Source organism: Cupriavidus sp. BIS7 (assembly GCF_000292345.1).
GTDB lineage: Bacteria > Pseudomonadota > Gammaproteobacteria > Burkholderiales > Burkholderiaceae > Cupriavidus.
Genome location: NZ_ALOU01000009.1, coordinates 195,850 through 210,049, shown reverse-complemented (window position 1 = coordinate 210,049; position 14,200 = coordinate 195,850). Strand labels below are relative to the sequence as shown.

12 protein-coding genes are annotated in these 14,200 nt (G+C 59.7%); 8 read left to right on the top strand and 4 right to left on the bottom strand.

Annotated features, from left to right (window positions below; translation table 11 throughout):
* Position 1: 1 nt before the first annotated feature.
* Entirely contained in the window at positions 2-1,318 is a 1,317-nt protein-coding gene (locus B552_RS0103775; RefSeq protein ID WP_019447674.1) for a Rieske 2Fe-2S domain-containing protein, read from the bottom strand.
* Positions 1,319-1,655: 337 nt separating this feature from the next.
* On the opposite strand from B552_RS0103775, the gene B552_RS0103770 reads away from it, so the two are divergent.
* From B552_RS0103770 to B552_RS0103755, 4 genes are all read left to right on the top strand, one after another.
* Positions 1,656-2,594, top strand: a complete 939-nt coding sequence (locus B552_RS0103770) for a PDR/VanB family oxidoreductase (RefSeq protein WP_157160167.1) — start codon at positions 1,656-1,658, stop codon at positions 2,592-2,594.
* A gap of 1 nt (position 2,595) precedes the next feature.
* Entirely contained in the window at positions 2,596-3,795 is a 1,200-nt protein-coding gene (locus B552_RS0103765) for a Gfo/Idh/MocA family oxidoreductase (RefSeq protein WP_019447672.1), read from the top strand.
* Positions 3,796-3,837: 42 nt separating this feature from the next.
* Positions 3,838-5,124, top strand: a complete 1,287-nt coding sequence (locus B552_RS27095) for a hypothetical protein (protein ID WP_193352168.1) — start codon at positions 3,838-3,840, stop codon at positions 5,122-5,124.
* A gap of 322 nt (positions 5,125-5,446) precedes the next feature.
* Positions 5,447-6,433 (top strand): tripartite tricarboxylate transporter substrate binding protein, encoded by a 987-nt coding sequence (locus B552_RS0103755; protein ID WP_237718154.1) that lies wholly within the window; start codon positions 5,447-5,449, stop codon positions 6,431-6,433.
* A gap of 91 nt (positions 6,434-6,524) precedes the next feature.
* On the opposite strand, the gene B552_RS0103750 is transcribed toward B552_RS0103755, so the two are convergent.
* Positions 6,525-7,100, bottom strand: a complete 576-nt coding sequence (locus B552_RS0103750) for an NAD(P)H-dependent oxidoreductase (protein WP_019447669.1) — start codon at positions 7,098-7,100, stop codon at positions 6,525-6,527.
* Between the two features lie 190 nt (positions 7,101-7,290).
* On the opposite strand from B552_RS0103750, the gene B552_RS0103745 reads away from it, so the two are divergent.
* Together B552_RS0103745 and B552_RS0103740 are read left to right on the top strand one after the other, a co-directional pair.
* Positions 7,291-7,842: a VOC family protein gene (locus B552_RS0103745; RefSeq protein WP_026035289.1), complete on the top strand. Its 552-nt coding sequence runs from the start codon at positions 7,291-7,293 to the stop codon at positions 7,840-7,842.
* Positions 7,843-8,126: 284 nt separating this feature from the next.
* Positions 8,127-9,299, top strand: coding sequence for a porin (locus B552_RS0103740; protein WP_026035288.1), 1,173 nt, complete (start codon positions 8,127-8,129; stop codon positions 9,297-9,299).
* A 131-nt stretch (positions 9,300-9,430) separates the two neighbouring features.
* Here the strand turns inward: B552_RS0103740 and B552_RS0103735 are convergent, their stop codons facing one another.
* Together B552_RS0103735 and B552_RS0103730 are read right to left on the bottom strand one after the other, a co-directional pair.
* Positions 9,431-10,003, bottom strand: a complete 573-nt coding sequence (locus B552_RS0103735; protein WP_019447665.1) for a MarR family transcriptional regulator — start codon at positions 10,001-10,003, stop codon at positions 9,431-9,433.
* Positions 10,004-10,056: 53 nt separating this feature from the next.
* Positions 10,057-11,076 carry a LysR substrate-binding domain-containing protein gene (locus tag B552_RS0103730; RefSeq protein ID WP_019447664.1) on the bottom strand — a complete coding sequence of 340 codons (1,020 nt, stop codon included), beginning with the start codon at positions 11,074-11,076 and terminating at the stop codon, positions 10,057-10,059.
* Positions 11,077-11,329: 253 nt separating this feature from the next.
* On the opposite strand from B552_RS0103730, the gene B552_RS0103725 reads away from it, so the two are divergent.
* On the top strand, positions 11,330-12,634 hold the full coding sequence (locus B552_RS0103725; protein ID WP_019447663.1) for an MFS transporter: 1,305 nt from the start codon (positions 11,330-11,332) through the stop codon (positions 12,632-12,634).
* Positions 12,635-12,665: 31 nt separating this feature from the next.
* A complete protein-coding gene (locus B552_RS0103720; protein WP_026035287.1) occupies positions 12,666-13,871 on the top strand; it encodes a M20 aminoacylase family protein in 1,206 nt (401 codons plus the stop codon).
* The last annotated feature ends 329 nt before the right edge of the window (positions 13,872-14,200 follow it).

The window sequence follows — 14,200 nt, the reverse complement described above, 5'->3', positions numbered from 1 at the left end:
CTCAGCGTTGTGCGGGTACGTTGTATGAAGAATCGAGTTCGGTCTCGGGTTCCCATACGTGGCGCGCCGGGTAGGTGCGCCAGTCGGTTGTCTTGGGAAGGATGGCCTGGAATGAGCAGGCGAGGTCAGGAATGCGGGCAGGACCAGTGCCGATTGCCGGCTCGCCCTGCTGGAATGCGTTGACGGCTTCGAGCATCCGCTTGCGGAACTCGACAACGGCGAGATCGCTGGCACCGAGACGCTCGTGGGTGCGGTCGGCAATCGCGCCCATCGATACCCACATCGCGATGTCCTGGTTGGGGAACCCGCTGATTCCGGTGAAATTCCCCGCCTTCATCAGTTGGCGATCCTGCTTGAAGTTGTTGTCCATCCGACGCAGCGGCTTGTAAGTGTCGTCGATGTCGACGCCGATGGTCTGGCGGAGGAACTTGCGCCAGGTTTCGGTCTCCGGTGTCCGGCTGGGATGGCCCCAGGCGATGAAATAGAAGGCCGTATGCGTATCGTCGACCGGGACGTTGACGTTGGCGACGTTGTAGAGGTTGTTCGGCGGGATTAGTGCCGTGGCTGGCGCGACGAAGACGGTGGTGCGTACATAGTCAAGTGTGGCCGCATCCTTGATAGGGCGCCGCAGGGCGGCATAGCGGAAGCCGTAGCTCGTGCGCTCCACCTGCATCCGGGGGGCGCGGTCGGTGGATGGACGCAGCCAGGCCTTGTCTGTCGCTTCGCCGGTTTGCACACGTGCCGGGACCATGTCCGAGGAGTGAAGGCTGGAACTGTGTGCCGAATCGATGGCACCCTCAAGCACCTGCGCCCAATTGCAAGGGATGATGGCCTTGGCGATGCTCACTCGTACATCCTTCGCGGGTGCCCAGGCCGGTGGATGGAACTCCGGCTTTTCATCTTGCGGTCCCATGTATGCCCAGACCATGCCTCCCCATTCGTGCGTGGGATAGGCAAGATGCTTCACTTTGTCGCACATCTCGCTGGCGGCCGGCTCGGATGCCATTTCGACCACGTTGCCGGCTACATCGATCTTCCATCCGTGATAGAGGCAGCGCAGTCCGCAGTCCTCATTGCGTCCGTAAAAAAGTGAGGCGCGGCGGTGCGGGCAGAATTCGTCGATGACGCCGACACGCCCTTCGCTATCACGGAATACCACCAGATCCTCGCCGAACAGCCGTGCGCGAATCGGGTTGCCATCTGGCTCGGATACCTCCTCGATCAGGCAGACTGGTTGCCAGTGGCGCCGCATGAGTTGCCCCATCGGGGCGTTGCCTTCAACGCGGCACAGCAGTTCATTCTCGTCGTGAGTCAGCATGGTTCCCCTGATGATGCTTTGACTTTGTGAGTGCGTCATGCGCGAGATCTTTCAAGGTCAGCGCAAGTCGTCAATAAAATTAGAGAGCTAATCAAAGTCTAGGGGAAGGTCGGGGCAATTGTCCATAGGGATTCTGCGTAGTCTTTCCGATCGTGCGCGCAACCGGATGAGGTCCGGGCACCTCAGTACTAGGGAAAGACCCTAGCATCATTAAATTAGAAAGCTAATAATATTGTCGGGCGTCACAGTGAAAGTGGCGCCTGCACTAGCCTGCAGTCGATCCCTGTTTTTGTGGTGCAACGAGGAGAAGCACATGTCATGCGGAGACACGCTGACAATGGACCTTGCCGTAACGCGGGCTGAGAAGATTGCTGCGGCAGTTCATGTATTTGAGTTTCGTCACCCGGAAGGTCATGAGCTGCCGCCCTTTACCGCTGGTGCGCATCTCGATGTGACCACGCCCAGCGGTGCCCAACGCAAGTACTCGCTCTGCAATGACCCGGCGGAACGGGATCACTACGTTATCGCTGTCATGCGTGACAACGCGGGCCGCGGAGGCTCAGTGAGCATGGCGGACCAACTGCACGTCGGTGACGTAATTGGGGTCCGGCTGCCACGCAACGACTTCGCGCTCGATACACGTGCCAGGCAATTTCTGTTCATCGCGGGAGGTATCGGCATCACTCCGATCCTGTCGATGATGCGCCATCTCCAGGCGAGCGGGCAGGAGCGTTTCAAGCTGATCTATTGCACGCGTTCGCCTGAAGAGACCGCCTTCCTGGATGAGCTGAAGGGTCACGAATTCCATGGCCGGGTCAAGATCCACCATGATTTCGGTGACCCGGAGCGGCATCTTGATCTATGGCCCATTCTTGAGAATCCCGGTGGGACCCATGTCTATTGTTGTGGTCCCCGTGCGCTGATGGATGCCGTGCGCGACATGAGTGGCCACTGGCCGGGTGGGTCGGTGCACTTTGAGAGTTTTGGCGCGGAATCGTCATTGAAATGGCAGAACGCGCCGTTTGCGGTTACGTTGGCTCGTTCGGGTAAAACGATCGACGTCCCGGCGGAGCAGACGTTGCTCGAAGCCTTGCGACAACACGATGTGCAGGTTCCCAGTTCATGTGAGAGCGGAACCTGTGGCTCGTGCAAGACCCGATGGCTGGGCGGGGTGGTGGAACATCGTGATCTGATCCTGACGGATGATGAACGGCTGCAGAACATGATGGTCTGCGTATCCAGGGGCGTGCAGTCGAATCTCATCCTGGACCTTTGATATGGCCGATACCCGAATCCGTCTGGGGGTGATCGGGCTCGGTCGCGCGTTTGCCCTGATGCTGCCGACGCTGACGAACGACGAGCGACTAAGTCTTGTGGCTGCAACCGATCCCAGGCTTGAGGCCCGTGCGCAGTTCGTTCGGGACTTCGGTGGCACGGCATACGATTCAGTGGAGGCGTTGTGTGCCGACGATTCCCTGGAGGCCGTCTACGTGGCTACGCCACACCAGATGCACGCGGAGCACGTTTGCACGGCGCTCCGGCATGGCAAGCATGTCCTGGTCGAGAAGCCGATGGCAATTTCCATGGAGGAATGCCAGGCCATGGTCGAGGCTGCGGAAGCGGCGGGAACATATCTGATTGTGGGCCATAGCCACAGCTTTGATGCGCCCGTCCTGCAGGCACGCAGGATTATCGAGAGCGGCTTGACGGGGGCACCGCGGATGGTCGTGGCGCAAAACTACACGGATTTCCTTTATCGGCCCCGTCGCCCTGAGGAACTCGACACCGCGAAGGGTGGCGGCGTGATTTTCAGCCAGGGGGCCCATCAGGTCGAGATTGTCCGACTCCTGTGCGGAGGCATGGTGCGTTCCGTGCGCGCGCATACCGGAGCGTGGGATCCGGCTCGGCCGACCGAAGGAGCGTATAGCGCGCTGATGGAGTTTGAAGAGGGCGCTTTTGCTTCGGCAACGTATAGTGGCTACGGCTACTACGACACAGACGAACTGCAGGGGTGGGTCGGTGAAATGGGGCATCGCAAGAGGCGGGAAGACTATGGAATGGCGCGCCGCAATCTCGCTCACACGCAGTCTGGCGAGAGCGAGGCAGCGCGCAAGGCTTCGGTGACCTATGGCGGGGCCCTGTATCAGAAAAATTCCCACCGGCGCGCAGAAGCGCACCAGCATTTCGGCCATATTGTGGTCAGTTGCGAGCGTGCAGATCTCAGGCTGACGCCTTTTGGTGTGGAGGTCTTCGGTGACGCGGCGCGCATGTTGCAAGCGCTGCCGGCGCCTTATGTACCCCGGCGGGAAGTCATCGACGAACTGTGGCGGGCATTGCGCGAAGGTGTTCGCCCCCTCCACGATGGCCGCTGGTCCATGGCGACAATGGAAGTGTGCCTGGCCATCCTTGCATCGGCCAAGACCCGGCAGGAGGTCGAGATGAGGCATCAGGTTCCGGTATCGCCCATCTGTGCATAACATGCGCCCGCTATTGCGAGGCGGAGAATTGGAGACGATGAAATGCGCTTGATATCGAAAACCTACTGGAATGGTAGCTGGGTGAGGTTTCGCGAACCTGTTGAAGGCTTTGCCAACTGCGAACAGATCACGGCGTATGCCAACGATGGTGCACAAAGCCGGGGCTTGTACTGGACGCCAAGAAACAGTCCCCGGCCACGCGTAGCAGTTGTCGCCGGGCATCCGCGTGTGGATTTCAGTCAACACTACCTGTTTCCCCAACTGCTTCGTGCTGGGTACGCATGCCTCGGCGCCAGCGTCCGGACAACGGGTAACGACGTGACATGCGTGCACGAGCAGATCATTCTGGACATCGCTGCGCAAGTGCAGTGGCTGAAGGAGCATCGCGGCGTTGAAAAGGTAGTGTGGCTGGGCAATTCCGGTGGCGGCTCCCTCGGTGGCTTTTATCAGTCTCAGGCCCAACTGACGCCTGCGGAACGCCTGGCGTTCACCCCGGCGGGCAGGCCGACGGCACTACGGACTGCGATGATGCCGACGTTCGACGCCATGGTGATCTCGGCGGCCCACCCCGGCCAGGGCCTGGTCCTGAATGAAGCGATTGATCCATCGGTTGTAGATGAGAAAAATCCGCTCCTCACGGACGCGAGCCTGGATATGTATGACCCGTGCAATGGATTCAGGCCGGCGCCGGAGTGGTCGCGCTACAGCCCGGAGTTCCAGGAGCGCTATCGGGCAGCACAATTGGCACGCGTGGCTCGCATCGATTCCCAGGCACGCGCGATGATCGCTGAACAGCGAGATGCCGAGTTCACGGCATCCGATCCGGGCTTCCAGTCACTGCCTTACGCACGCCAGCGCGCGGTCCTGCAGCGAGCGGCGTTTCAGCCTGTGATGACGGTCTACCGGACCATGGCGAACCTGAACTACACCGACAATTCGCTCGATCCGGGGAATCGAGGATATGGGAGCCTGCTCAGCGATCGCCCGGATCTCATGAACTTCCAGTTGCTCGGCTTCGGGCGGATCGTGACGCCGGACGCCTGGCTGTCCACATGGTCCGGGCTGTCGAGCAATGCAAACCTGCTCAAGACCGCGCGTTCGATCAAGGTGCCAATGATCCTTGTTCACGCTGGCCGCGATCTCGACTGCTACCTGGAGGCGCACTCCAGGCCGATCTTTGAAGCATTCGGGAGTGAAGACAAGACGTTCGAGAATTTCCCGGAACAGCTTCACTATTTCGAACCAGATGAAGGCCAGCACGAGAATGCCGGGGCTTTGGCGCATGCCGCGAAGTTGGTGCCTTGGCTGAAATCCCGCGTGCCGCTGTAGTCGCTTGCGTTACGAGCGAAGGGGTGATGTCTGCAGCCTCATCTGCTGTCAATGGGTAGAGATCCGAACTCTTCTTCACCGGGAATGGCGCGCATTGCAAAGCAGGGGACAAACTCCGTCTATACCATCGGATCCCTTGGCAAGGCGGTTGTATTGATGCACCCAGGTTGCGGTTGCGGGACATTCGGTCTCCTCGATTCTCGGACCTTCCAGGAAGTCTGTAGTGGAAGGTCTGGTTCACTGTTGCGGCAAAGTTGGAAGTGCAGATGGTGACCGATGCATTGATATCTGCATCGGCAAGAGGGAATGGGGCAGGATGGTTATGAACGCAACAAACGGAAGGCGACGCCTTCTACTCGGTGGCCTTGGGGCTGCGGCATTGTCCCAGTGGCCAACAGTGGCACTGGGGCACGATGCTGCATGGCCAGACCGGCCCATCAAGCTTGTGGTACCCACCGCAACCGGTGGAGTTGGTGATGCGATCGGTCGTGAGTTCGCACGGGGCCTGAGCGAGCAGTTGGGGCAGCAGGTGATCGTGGAGAACAAGCCTGGGGCCAACACATCGATTGCTTCGGCATTTGTCGCGAACTCCGCGCCTGATGGGTACACGCTTCTCCTGGCAATGACGTCCCTGATCCAGAATCCCATCCACTACCGCAATGTCGGCTATGACCCACTACGGGACTTCACGCCACTTGCGCGATTGGGCATGACTGCGACAGTACTTGTGGTTCGTTCGGACAAGAAGGTCAGGAACGTCGACGAATTCATAAGGGCGGCACGGGGCAAACGTTGGAATTACGGCTTCAGTGCCACTGGCCCGCAGGTGGTCATGGAAATCTTCAATCAGCACAATGACCTCGGCATGACCGGCATACCTTACAAAGGTGAGGTGCCGGCGCTGACTGACCTGCTGGGCGGTCAGATCGAAGTAGGCCTGTTTTCTGCGTTTGCAGTCAAGGGCTCCCTGCAGTCGGGACAGCTAACGGCACTTGCCGTCCTAGCTGATCGACGGGCGACTTCCCTGCCGGATGTGCCAACGTTTGTCGAGCAGGGCCACGGCGAAGTCAGCTACACCGGCGGCTGGTACGCGTTCATGGCGCCCGCGCGCGTACCAAGGGAAATTTCCGGTCGACTGTCGCAGGCACTTCGGGTTGTCTTCGAACAGCCAGCCGAGCGCAGGCGTCTGGAGCAAATGGATCTGATCCTCAATTGGACCGACGGGCCGGCGTTCGCGCCAGTGATGAAACGTGACATGGACATCTGGCGAGAACTGGTCCTCAGGTCGAAGGTGGCAATCGAGCAATAGCCGAACCTTCTTCCTGTTCTTCGTCTCGTCGCGCGGCGGCAGGAAAACGCGTCGCGCGACAGGGCATTCTGGCACGTGCAGGGCCGGGCTCTCAGGCAGTCAACCGGGCCAGTTGGACAACCCGTTGGACAAGAGCGGGCAGCAACTGAGCGGCGGCACCGTCGAGCAGTGCGTCGCCATCAAACGCCTTGTCTGCGAAGGGGAGTGCCACCTGTTCGGTCACGACTAGCGTCTGCACGGTGCCGAGGATCTGCCGCAGATGCTGAAGGCCCCGCAGACCACCGAAGGCGCTCGGAGATGCCGACATGACGCCCGCGATTTTTCCGCGGAAAGCGCTGAACGTTGTCTGCGCTTCGCCATCGGTCGGCCGCGACACCCAGTCGATAGCATTCTTGAGTGCAGCGGTGACGGAGCCGTTGTACTCGGGCGACGCGATCAGGAAGCCGTGATGACTCCTGAAGAGTGCCTTGAATTCGCGTGCGACATCCGGAAAGCCCGCGGCTTCGACCTGGGGCGTGTATAGCGGCAGCGGAAAGTCAGACAGGTGGATTTTCGTGACCTCGGCCCCGGCATCGCGTGCAAGAGCGGCGGCGCGATCGAGCAGGCGCTGGTTGAACGAACCGGATCGTTGGCTTCCCGAAAGTGCGAGCAGTTTGGTGGCTGGCATGGGTTCTCACTGAGACTTGATTGCCCGGGGATTCTATTGCGAAAATAAATAGAGATCTATATATTTTTGCGAGTGCGGAGAGCACCAGTCCGCATGCTCATTGCCTACGAGCAAGTATCGGTGCACGTGGCGGGAAGAGCCGATGCTCGCACCGCCGAAGATCACGACGATTCGATTGGGAGGAGCCACTATGGCGAGGAAGACGAATACTGAGTTCGACATTCGGGGTGTCAATCATATTGCCCTGGTCTGCAGGGACATGGCCAGGACAGTCGAGTTTTACCGAGATGTGCTGGGAATGCCGTTGATCAAGACGATCGATCTGCCTGCTGGCATGGGCCAGCACTTTTTCTTCGATATCGGCAATGGAGACTCGATTGCATTTTTCTGGTTTCCCAATGCGCCGGAGGCGCATCCAGGAATTGCAGCGCCGGCGGCACTCCCGGGGCAGGGTTCGCTTCTATCCGCACACGGCTCGCTGAACCATATCGCCTTCAACGTGCCTGCCGACAAGTTCGATGCCTATGTCGAGCGTCTGGTGGAGAAGGGTGTCAAGGTTTCGCGTGTGATGAACCACGACGACTCGCCGAGGCAAATCAGCGAAACAGTGACTAGCGATGTGTTCGTGCGGTCAGTCTATTTCTTTGATCCCGATGGAGTGTGCCTCGAGTTTGCGTGCTGGCTGCGTGAGCTTGACGAGCGCGATGTGAACTGCGAGCCCAGGGCCGCGGCTCACGTGTAAGTCTATTCCGGAGTCCGAGGCGCCGCTATTACACCGGGTTCGATTTCACCGGGGTCCGATCGCTGACCTTGCGCCTCCAGGTTTCTTGTTGGCTGCCAGTCACGAGGGTATTCACTATCCATCAGCATGGCTTCTTACTCTTGAATGATTAGATGGCTAATTGTAGGATGAGGCCACGTGATGACGAGAGGGCGTTGCGCCGGTACGGCGCCTGATGATCATCACAACGACAAGCCAGAAGAACAGTGCCATGGCCTGGTAGACAAGTGAGAGGAAGGAGACCTATGAAAAAAGCGGTTGTTGCAGCGACAGTGTTGGGATCGTTGGGTGTGATCGGTCCGCAAGCGCATGCGCAGACGAGCGTTACGCTGTATGGGGTCGTGGATACGGCCATCCAGTATGTGAACCGGATGTCGACGCCGACCAGTCACGGCAGTCGCTTCGATATGATGAGCCTGGGCGGTCAGTCCGGTTCACGTTTTGGCCTTCGCGGTACGGAAGATCTCGGCAATGGTGTCCAGGCATTCTTCTGGCTCGAAAATCAGTTTGCGCCGGATAGCGGGGCCATCGTCGGGACGACTTCCTCGCAATTATTCTCGCGCCAGGCAGCGGTCGGATTGCGTAAGAGCGGTATCGGCCAGGTCTCGTTCGGTCGGCAGTACAACAGCCTCTTCGAGTCGATGGTGAACTTCCTGCCCTACAAGACCGGGGTCGCGTATGAGCCGGCGATCACGGCAGGCGGCGGGAATTTCCGCGAGGACAATACCGTCAAGTACTCCGGAGAGTTCGGCCCGGCACACGTTTTAGCGCACTACTCATTTGGTACGGGCTTCGGATTCCAGGGCGGGCAGGTTTCAACAGTGCCGGAAGGCGAGGTCCCAGGCAATCAGCGAGCCAATACTGGCTTCGGTGCTGGTGCCTATTACTACGGTGGGTCGTTCGGCCTGGGAGCCGGCTATGATCAGATCAACGTCGCACTCAATGCGACGGCACCTTCTGGCGAAGACAAGCGAGCCTTCCTTGCGGGTAGCTACTCGACTGGGCCGGTTCGATTCATGGGTGGTTATCGCTGGCGTAATTCCACATATGCAAATGGTGGCACGGCGATTCGCGACAATTTCTACTGGGCCGGCGTTCAGTACGACGTCACTCAGGCCCTGGGGCTGATTGCAGGCTACTACTACGATCAGGTCAAGGGAGCATCACTGTCGCCGAGTGTCAACGCTACCAGTCTGCCGAATTTCAGCCAGGTCAGCCTGATGGCAAATTACTCGTTCTCGAAACGGACCAATGTCTACCTGGTCGGCGCCTACTCGCACAACGGCGCGCTGAACTACGATTCCATTCTGCAGACGGGTCTCACCTACGGTTACGGCAACGCGACCACATTGAGTGGCCTGGCCAATGGGCAGAAGAGCATGGTGGGCGTAGCCGCGGGCCTGCGCGTGATCTTCTGATGTCGACCAACGGCCCGGTTGCGTAACAACCAGGCCGTCTGCGGTGTGCAGCGCTCTCCGGTCAGGTCAGTCAATGCAAGTAGTCTGACGTGGCGGAGGGCGCTTTTTCCATTTCCCGCCCCGACACGGGATTACTCGTCTTCCAGTGCTTCAGCGCGCATCGCAATGAGGTGACCCAGTTCCCGCGTCGAGAGGATTCGGCGCGCCGGGTTATCAGTGTTGGCCTCATCCTTTGCCATGTTCTCGATGATGGTCAGCAGGACTTTCCGGGCCGTATTGATCTCGGCTGGCTTCAGGCCGGCCACACCGATCTCGTTGACTTCCTCGGCCAGCGGAACGAGCTTCTTCTTTAGTGCCTTGCCCTTTGGGGTCAGATGGACATAGGTGTTTTTCTTGTTGTCTGCCGTCTGTCGCCGCACGACATAGCCCAATTTTTCCATTGCAGACACGGCACTGAAGGTGGTCGGGGCGGTCGTGCCTGATTCGTCGCTGAGCTGCTTCTGTGTCAATCCATCTGTTTCCCAGAGAATGCGCAAGTAAGTCCAGTGCCCGAAGGAAACCTCGTATTGGGCAAGTCGCATCTGAAGGCCACGCACCATTGCCCGCGTCGCGTCCTTCACCAAATGCGCCAGACGATCTTCCGGCACGGCTTCGCGCCAGTGCCTCAGAATCGGGTCCGATATGGGAGCTTGCTTGTTTGACATGGGCACATTACCTATGGTGGGTTGTGTTGCAATGATATCGTGCGGTGGCACGCCTAAACCATGTATGACCCGGCCAACGTCGGGGTGTTTGCAGCGCGTGCCGCGGACACAGGCGCCTGCGGGCTCTGGAACCATGCGGGAGTGACTGGCGGGGGCGCCGCCGTGTCTACGCCGGTGGTACATCGGCGTACCTCCCGAGCGAACTCGGCGCAGACGTTCGTCATCAGATCCGCCGAGCGGTACACCAGATGGACGTGAAATGCCGGCAGCTCGTCCTCGATGGGCAACGGTACCAGCGCGTCGCCGGCAAGCTGAAGTGGGCCTCCGGTGCCTGGGAAAGCGAGTTCTGACCACACGCTGACAAGGTTGCTCCCGGCCGCCAACTGCAGGCCTAGCAGGTTCGACGCGACGTGCACGATGCGCGGAGGCATTGCCAGCCGATGCATGCGCATCAACGTGGGGAGCGGGCTATTTACGTCATCAACGGGATCGAGCACGAGCCAGTCGGCATCAAGCAGTGCATGAATATGTCGTACATGCCGAAGAGGGTGGCCTGCTCGAACCGCCAGCTTCATACCCACCGAGAACATGTGTTCCCATTGAAGTGCAGTCGTGCATGGCGCACTGTTGGTCGATACGAGACCAAGGTCGAGCCTGCCTTCGCGCAGGCCTTCCTGAATTTGCTGAGGCCGCATTTCGAAGGCACGCAAGGTCACGTGCGGAAAGCGTTGACGAAATGCAGACATCGCCTCGGTCAAGCGTGCGTTGGCCGCTACCGGTGTGAAGCCGATATTCAGTTCAGCTTCCGCGTGGCCGCGAATCGACTCGATGTCTTCCACGGCATACCGCAACTCCTGCTCGACAACCCGGGCCCGTTTCAGGATTGCACGACCATATGCGGTGAGGCTCACGCCACGCGCGGAGCGCGCCAGCAGCGTGACGCCGAGTTCGCGCTCGAGGTCTGCGATCGACTTGGACAAGGCTGGCTGCGATATATGCAGTGTTCGGGATGCCTCGTGGATGCTGCCATGCTCGGCCACAGCCAGCATCACGCGCAATTGTTGCAGTTTCATCGTCCTCCTCCTTGAACTTGGTCGGACACGCCGCTCATCGTAGGTGGTTGCCCCAATACCAATGGGTACCTCGCCGTGCCGGCGATCCGATCTTGTTATCGCGATAAAAATATACGATTTCTAATCTTCTGTCTTTGCTGGAATACTCCAACTGCGCCACTTGCAACGATGTCAGGAAACGCGGATTCCACAGGCCTCAGCCGGGCAGATGGATCTGCGTGAACCCCACAACACCTGCCCGTAGAGACCCTGGATGAACGACGCCTCCTTTACCGCCCCCAGTTCCACCGTTGCCACTGCCGACGCCCAGCCCCGCAAGCAAAGTCAGTTCAGGTTGATTGCCGCCTGCTCGCTGGGCAATGCGCTCGAGATGTATGACTTCACGGTCTACAGCTTTTTCGCGCTGCTGATCGGCAAGCTTTTCTTTCCGTCGGACAGCCCTTACGGTTCACTTCTGCTGGCCGTGGCCACGTTTGGCATCGGCTTTGCGATGCGCCCGCTCGGCGGGTTGGTGATAGGCAACTACGCGGATCGTCGCGGCCGCAAGGCGGCAATGACGCTCACGATCACCATGATGGTGCTAGGAACATTGCTGATCGCACTGGCGCCGACGTACGCCTCTGCCGGCGTGTTCGGTTCGCTGACAATTCTTGCCGGCCGGATATTGCAGGGCTTCTCCCTGGGCGGTGAGATGGCGGCCGCTTCGGTCATGCTGATGGAGTCTGGAGCACGAAACGGACGAGGCTGGCGGGTAGGTTGGCAGTTGGCGAGCCAGGGGATTGCATCGCTGTTTGGCGCGCTGACGGGAGCGGTACTGTATGGATTCATGCCTACGGGTGCACTCGAGACCTGGGGGTGGCGCCTTCCGTTCCTGGTGGGCCTTCTGATAGCGCCTGTTGGCCTGTATATTCGCGCCAACCTGGAAGAAACGCATCAGGCCGACGCCGCTGCCCCGAGCCCCATGGGCGAACTGCTCCGCCGACATGGTGGTACGGTCCTCAAGGGCATCCTCGCGGTACCGGCTTCCACGGTGACGATGTACCTCGTGGTGTTCTACATGCCTACCTACATGATCCGCGTGCTCCATATGCCGGCGTCGCTGTCGTTCCTCTCGGGGTGCGCAACTGGATTGACACTGTTCGTGGTGGCGCTTGTCTCTGGGCGTATGGCTGATCGCATGAAGCGCCGCAAGACGCTGGTGCTTGCCTCGCTGATCATCAGTATGCTGGCGATCGTCCCGGCTTTCTGGCTGATGAATGCTTACCCGAGCGTTCCGCTGGTAATTGGCCTGTCGGTATTGATCACGGCCGGCATCAATCTTGGAACGACGCCGCTGTTCCTGGCAATCATGGAATCGCTGCCGGTCAAGGTGCGCGTCAGCGGCATGTCGGTGATCTCCAGCGTGGGTGTCACCATCTTCGGCGGCACCGCGCAGTTCGTCGTCACCTGGCTGCTCGCTCGCACGGGTAACCCGCTTTCGCCGGCTTGGTACATGCTGGCATCAGGCGTTGTCACGTTGATCGCTGTGTTGAGTATTCGCGAAGGCAGCGCGGACTGAGCCTGGGTAAGTCAAAAGGAGAACCCCCGCAATGACTCGCGCGCCTACTCTCAAGCCGCATCATCTTATGCGGCACCTGCTACCCGAGATAGATGTCGACGCCTTTGTCGACATCCGTCGCCAGATCCACGCGCACCCCGAACTTGGCTTCGAGGTAGGCACAACCAGTGAACTCGTGGCTTCATTGCTGGAGGAATGGGGCTACGAGGTGCACCGCGGGATCGGGAAGAGTGGAGTGGTGGGGCAACTGACGCGTGGCAGCGGCAAGCGTCGGCTTGGCATTCGTGCCGACATGGACGCTCTGCCGATTGTCGAGGCCACGGGCCTGGCCTATGCCAGCCAGATACAAGGCAGGATGCATGCTTGTGGCCACGACGGCCACACGGCAATTCTGCTTGCCGCAGCCAAGGCGCTGGCCGACGGACCGGACTTCGACGGTACGCTGAACCTGATCTTCCAGCCCGATGAGGAGAACCTGTGCGGTGCCCGCGCAATGATCGAGGACGGGCTGTTCGAACGTTTCCCATGCGATGCGGTATACGCGCTGCACAATATCCCTGGGATTCAGGTCGGCACGTTTCACGTATTGACTGGTTCGCTTAGCCTGTCTTCTGATGTAGCCGATGTCACCATCAGGGGTGTCGGGGGGCATGGAGCCATGCCCCATCGTGCGCGGGACCCCATCTCGGCGTCGGCGGCGATCATCACTGCATTGCAGACAGTGGTTGCACGCAACGTGGCGCCGGACGATTATGCCGTCGTCTCCGTGGGATTCATTCAGGGCGGTGCCACGCACAACGTAATCCCGGAATGCGTGAAGTTTGGCTTGAATGTGCGGGCATCGCGTGAGGACACGCGTGCGCTGGTGGAGCAGCGTATTCGGGAGATCGTGGCACTGACGGCACAGGCGCACGGTGTGGAAGCGCTGATCGACTATCGGCAGTTGACTCCACCCGTTGTCAATACCGAAGCTGAGACGCAACTCGCACAGCGCGTTTGCGTGGAACTCGTTGGCGCCGGGAACGTGGTCACACAGGCATCCAGAGGCTTGTCTGGCAGCGAGGATTTCGCCTGGATGCTTGGCAGGGTTCCAGGTTGCTACCTGATGCTGGGCAACGGCCAGGGTGACGCGGGCGGCTGCATGGTTCACAACCCTGGCTATGACTTCAATGATGCGGCGTTGCCGCTTGGTGCAGCGCTTTGGGTGCGGCTGGCGCGGACGTTTCTTGTGGTGTAGATGAGCTGAAGACAATTGCCAGTCTTTGTGGGCCTGTGTCGGCTGGCGTGACAAGCATTGATTGCATTTCTCAGATCCTTCCCTTTTACGGCTTGCCTGTGCCCGCGCGACCGCATTGAGATATCGATCGGTCGTCGCGATTAGCCGATATGTCCGAACGTGCGTCCAAGCGCAAGACCGTTGCTTGGTTCTTCCGCCCCGACGCCTGCGTGCGAGCTCTCAAGTGAAGGCACGGACCAGCGTCCGCTATAGGTCCAGTGGTGGTCGTCGGGAGCATTGTCTCCCAGCGTCGCCTTATGGCCGAACTCGATCATATGAGGAGCGGGTGC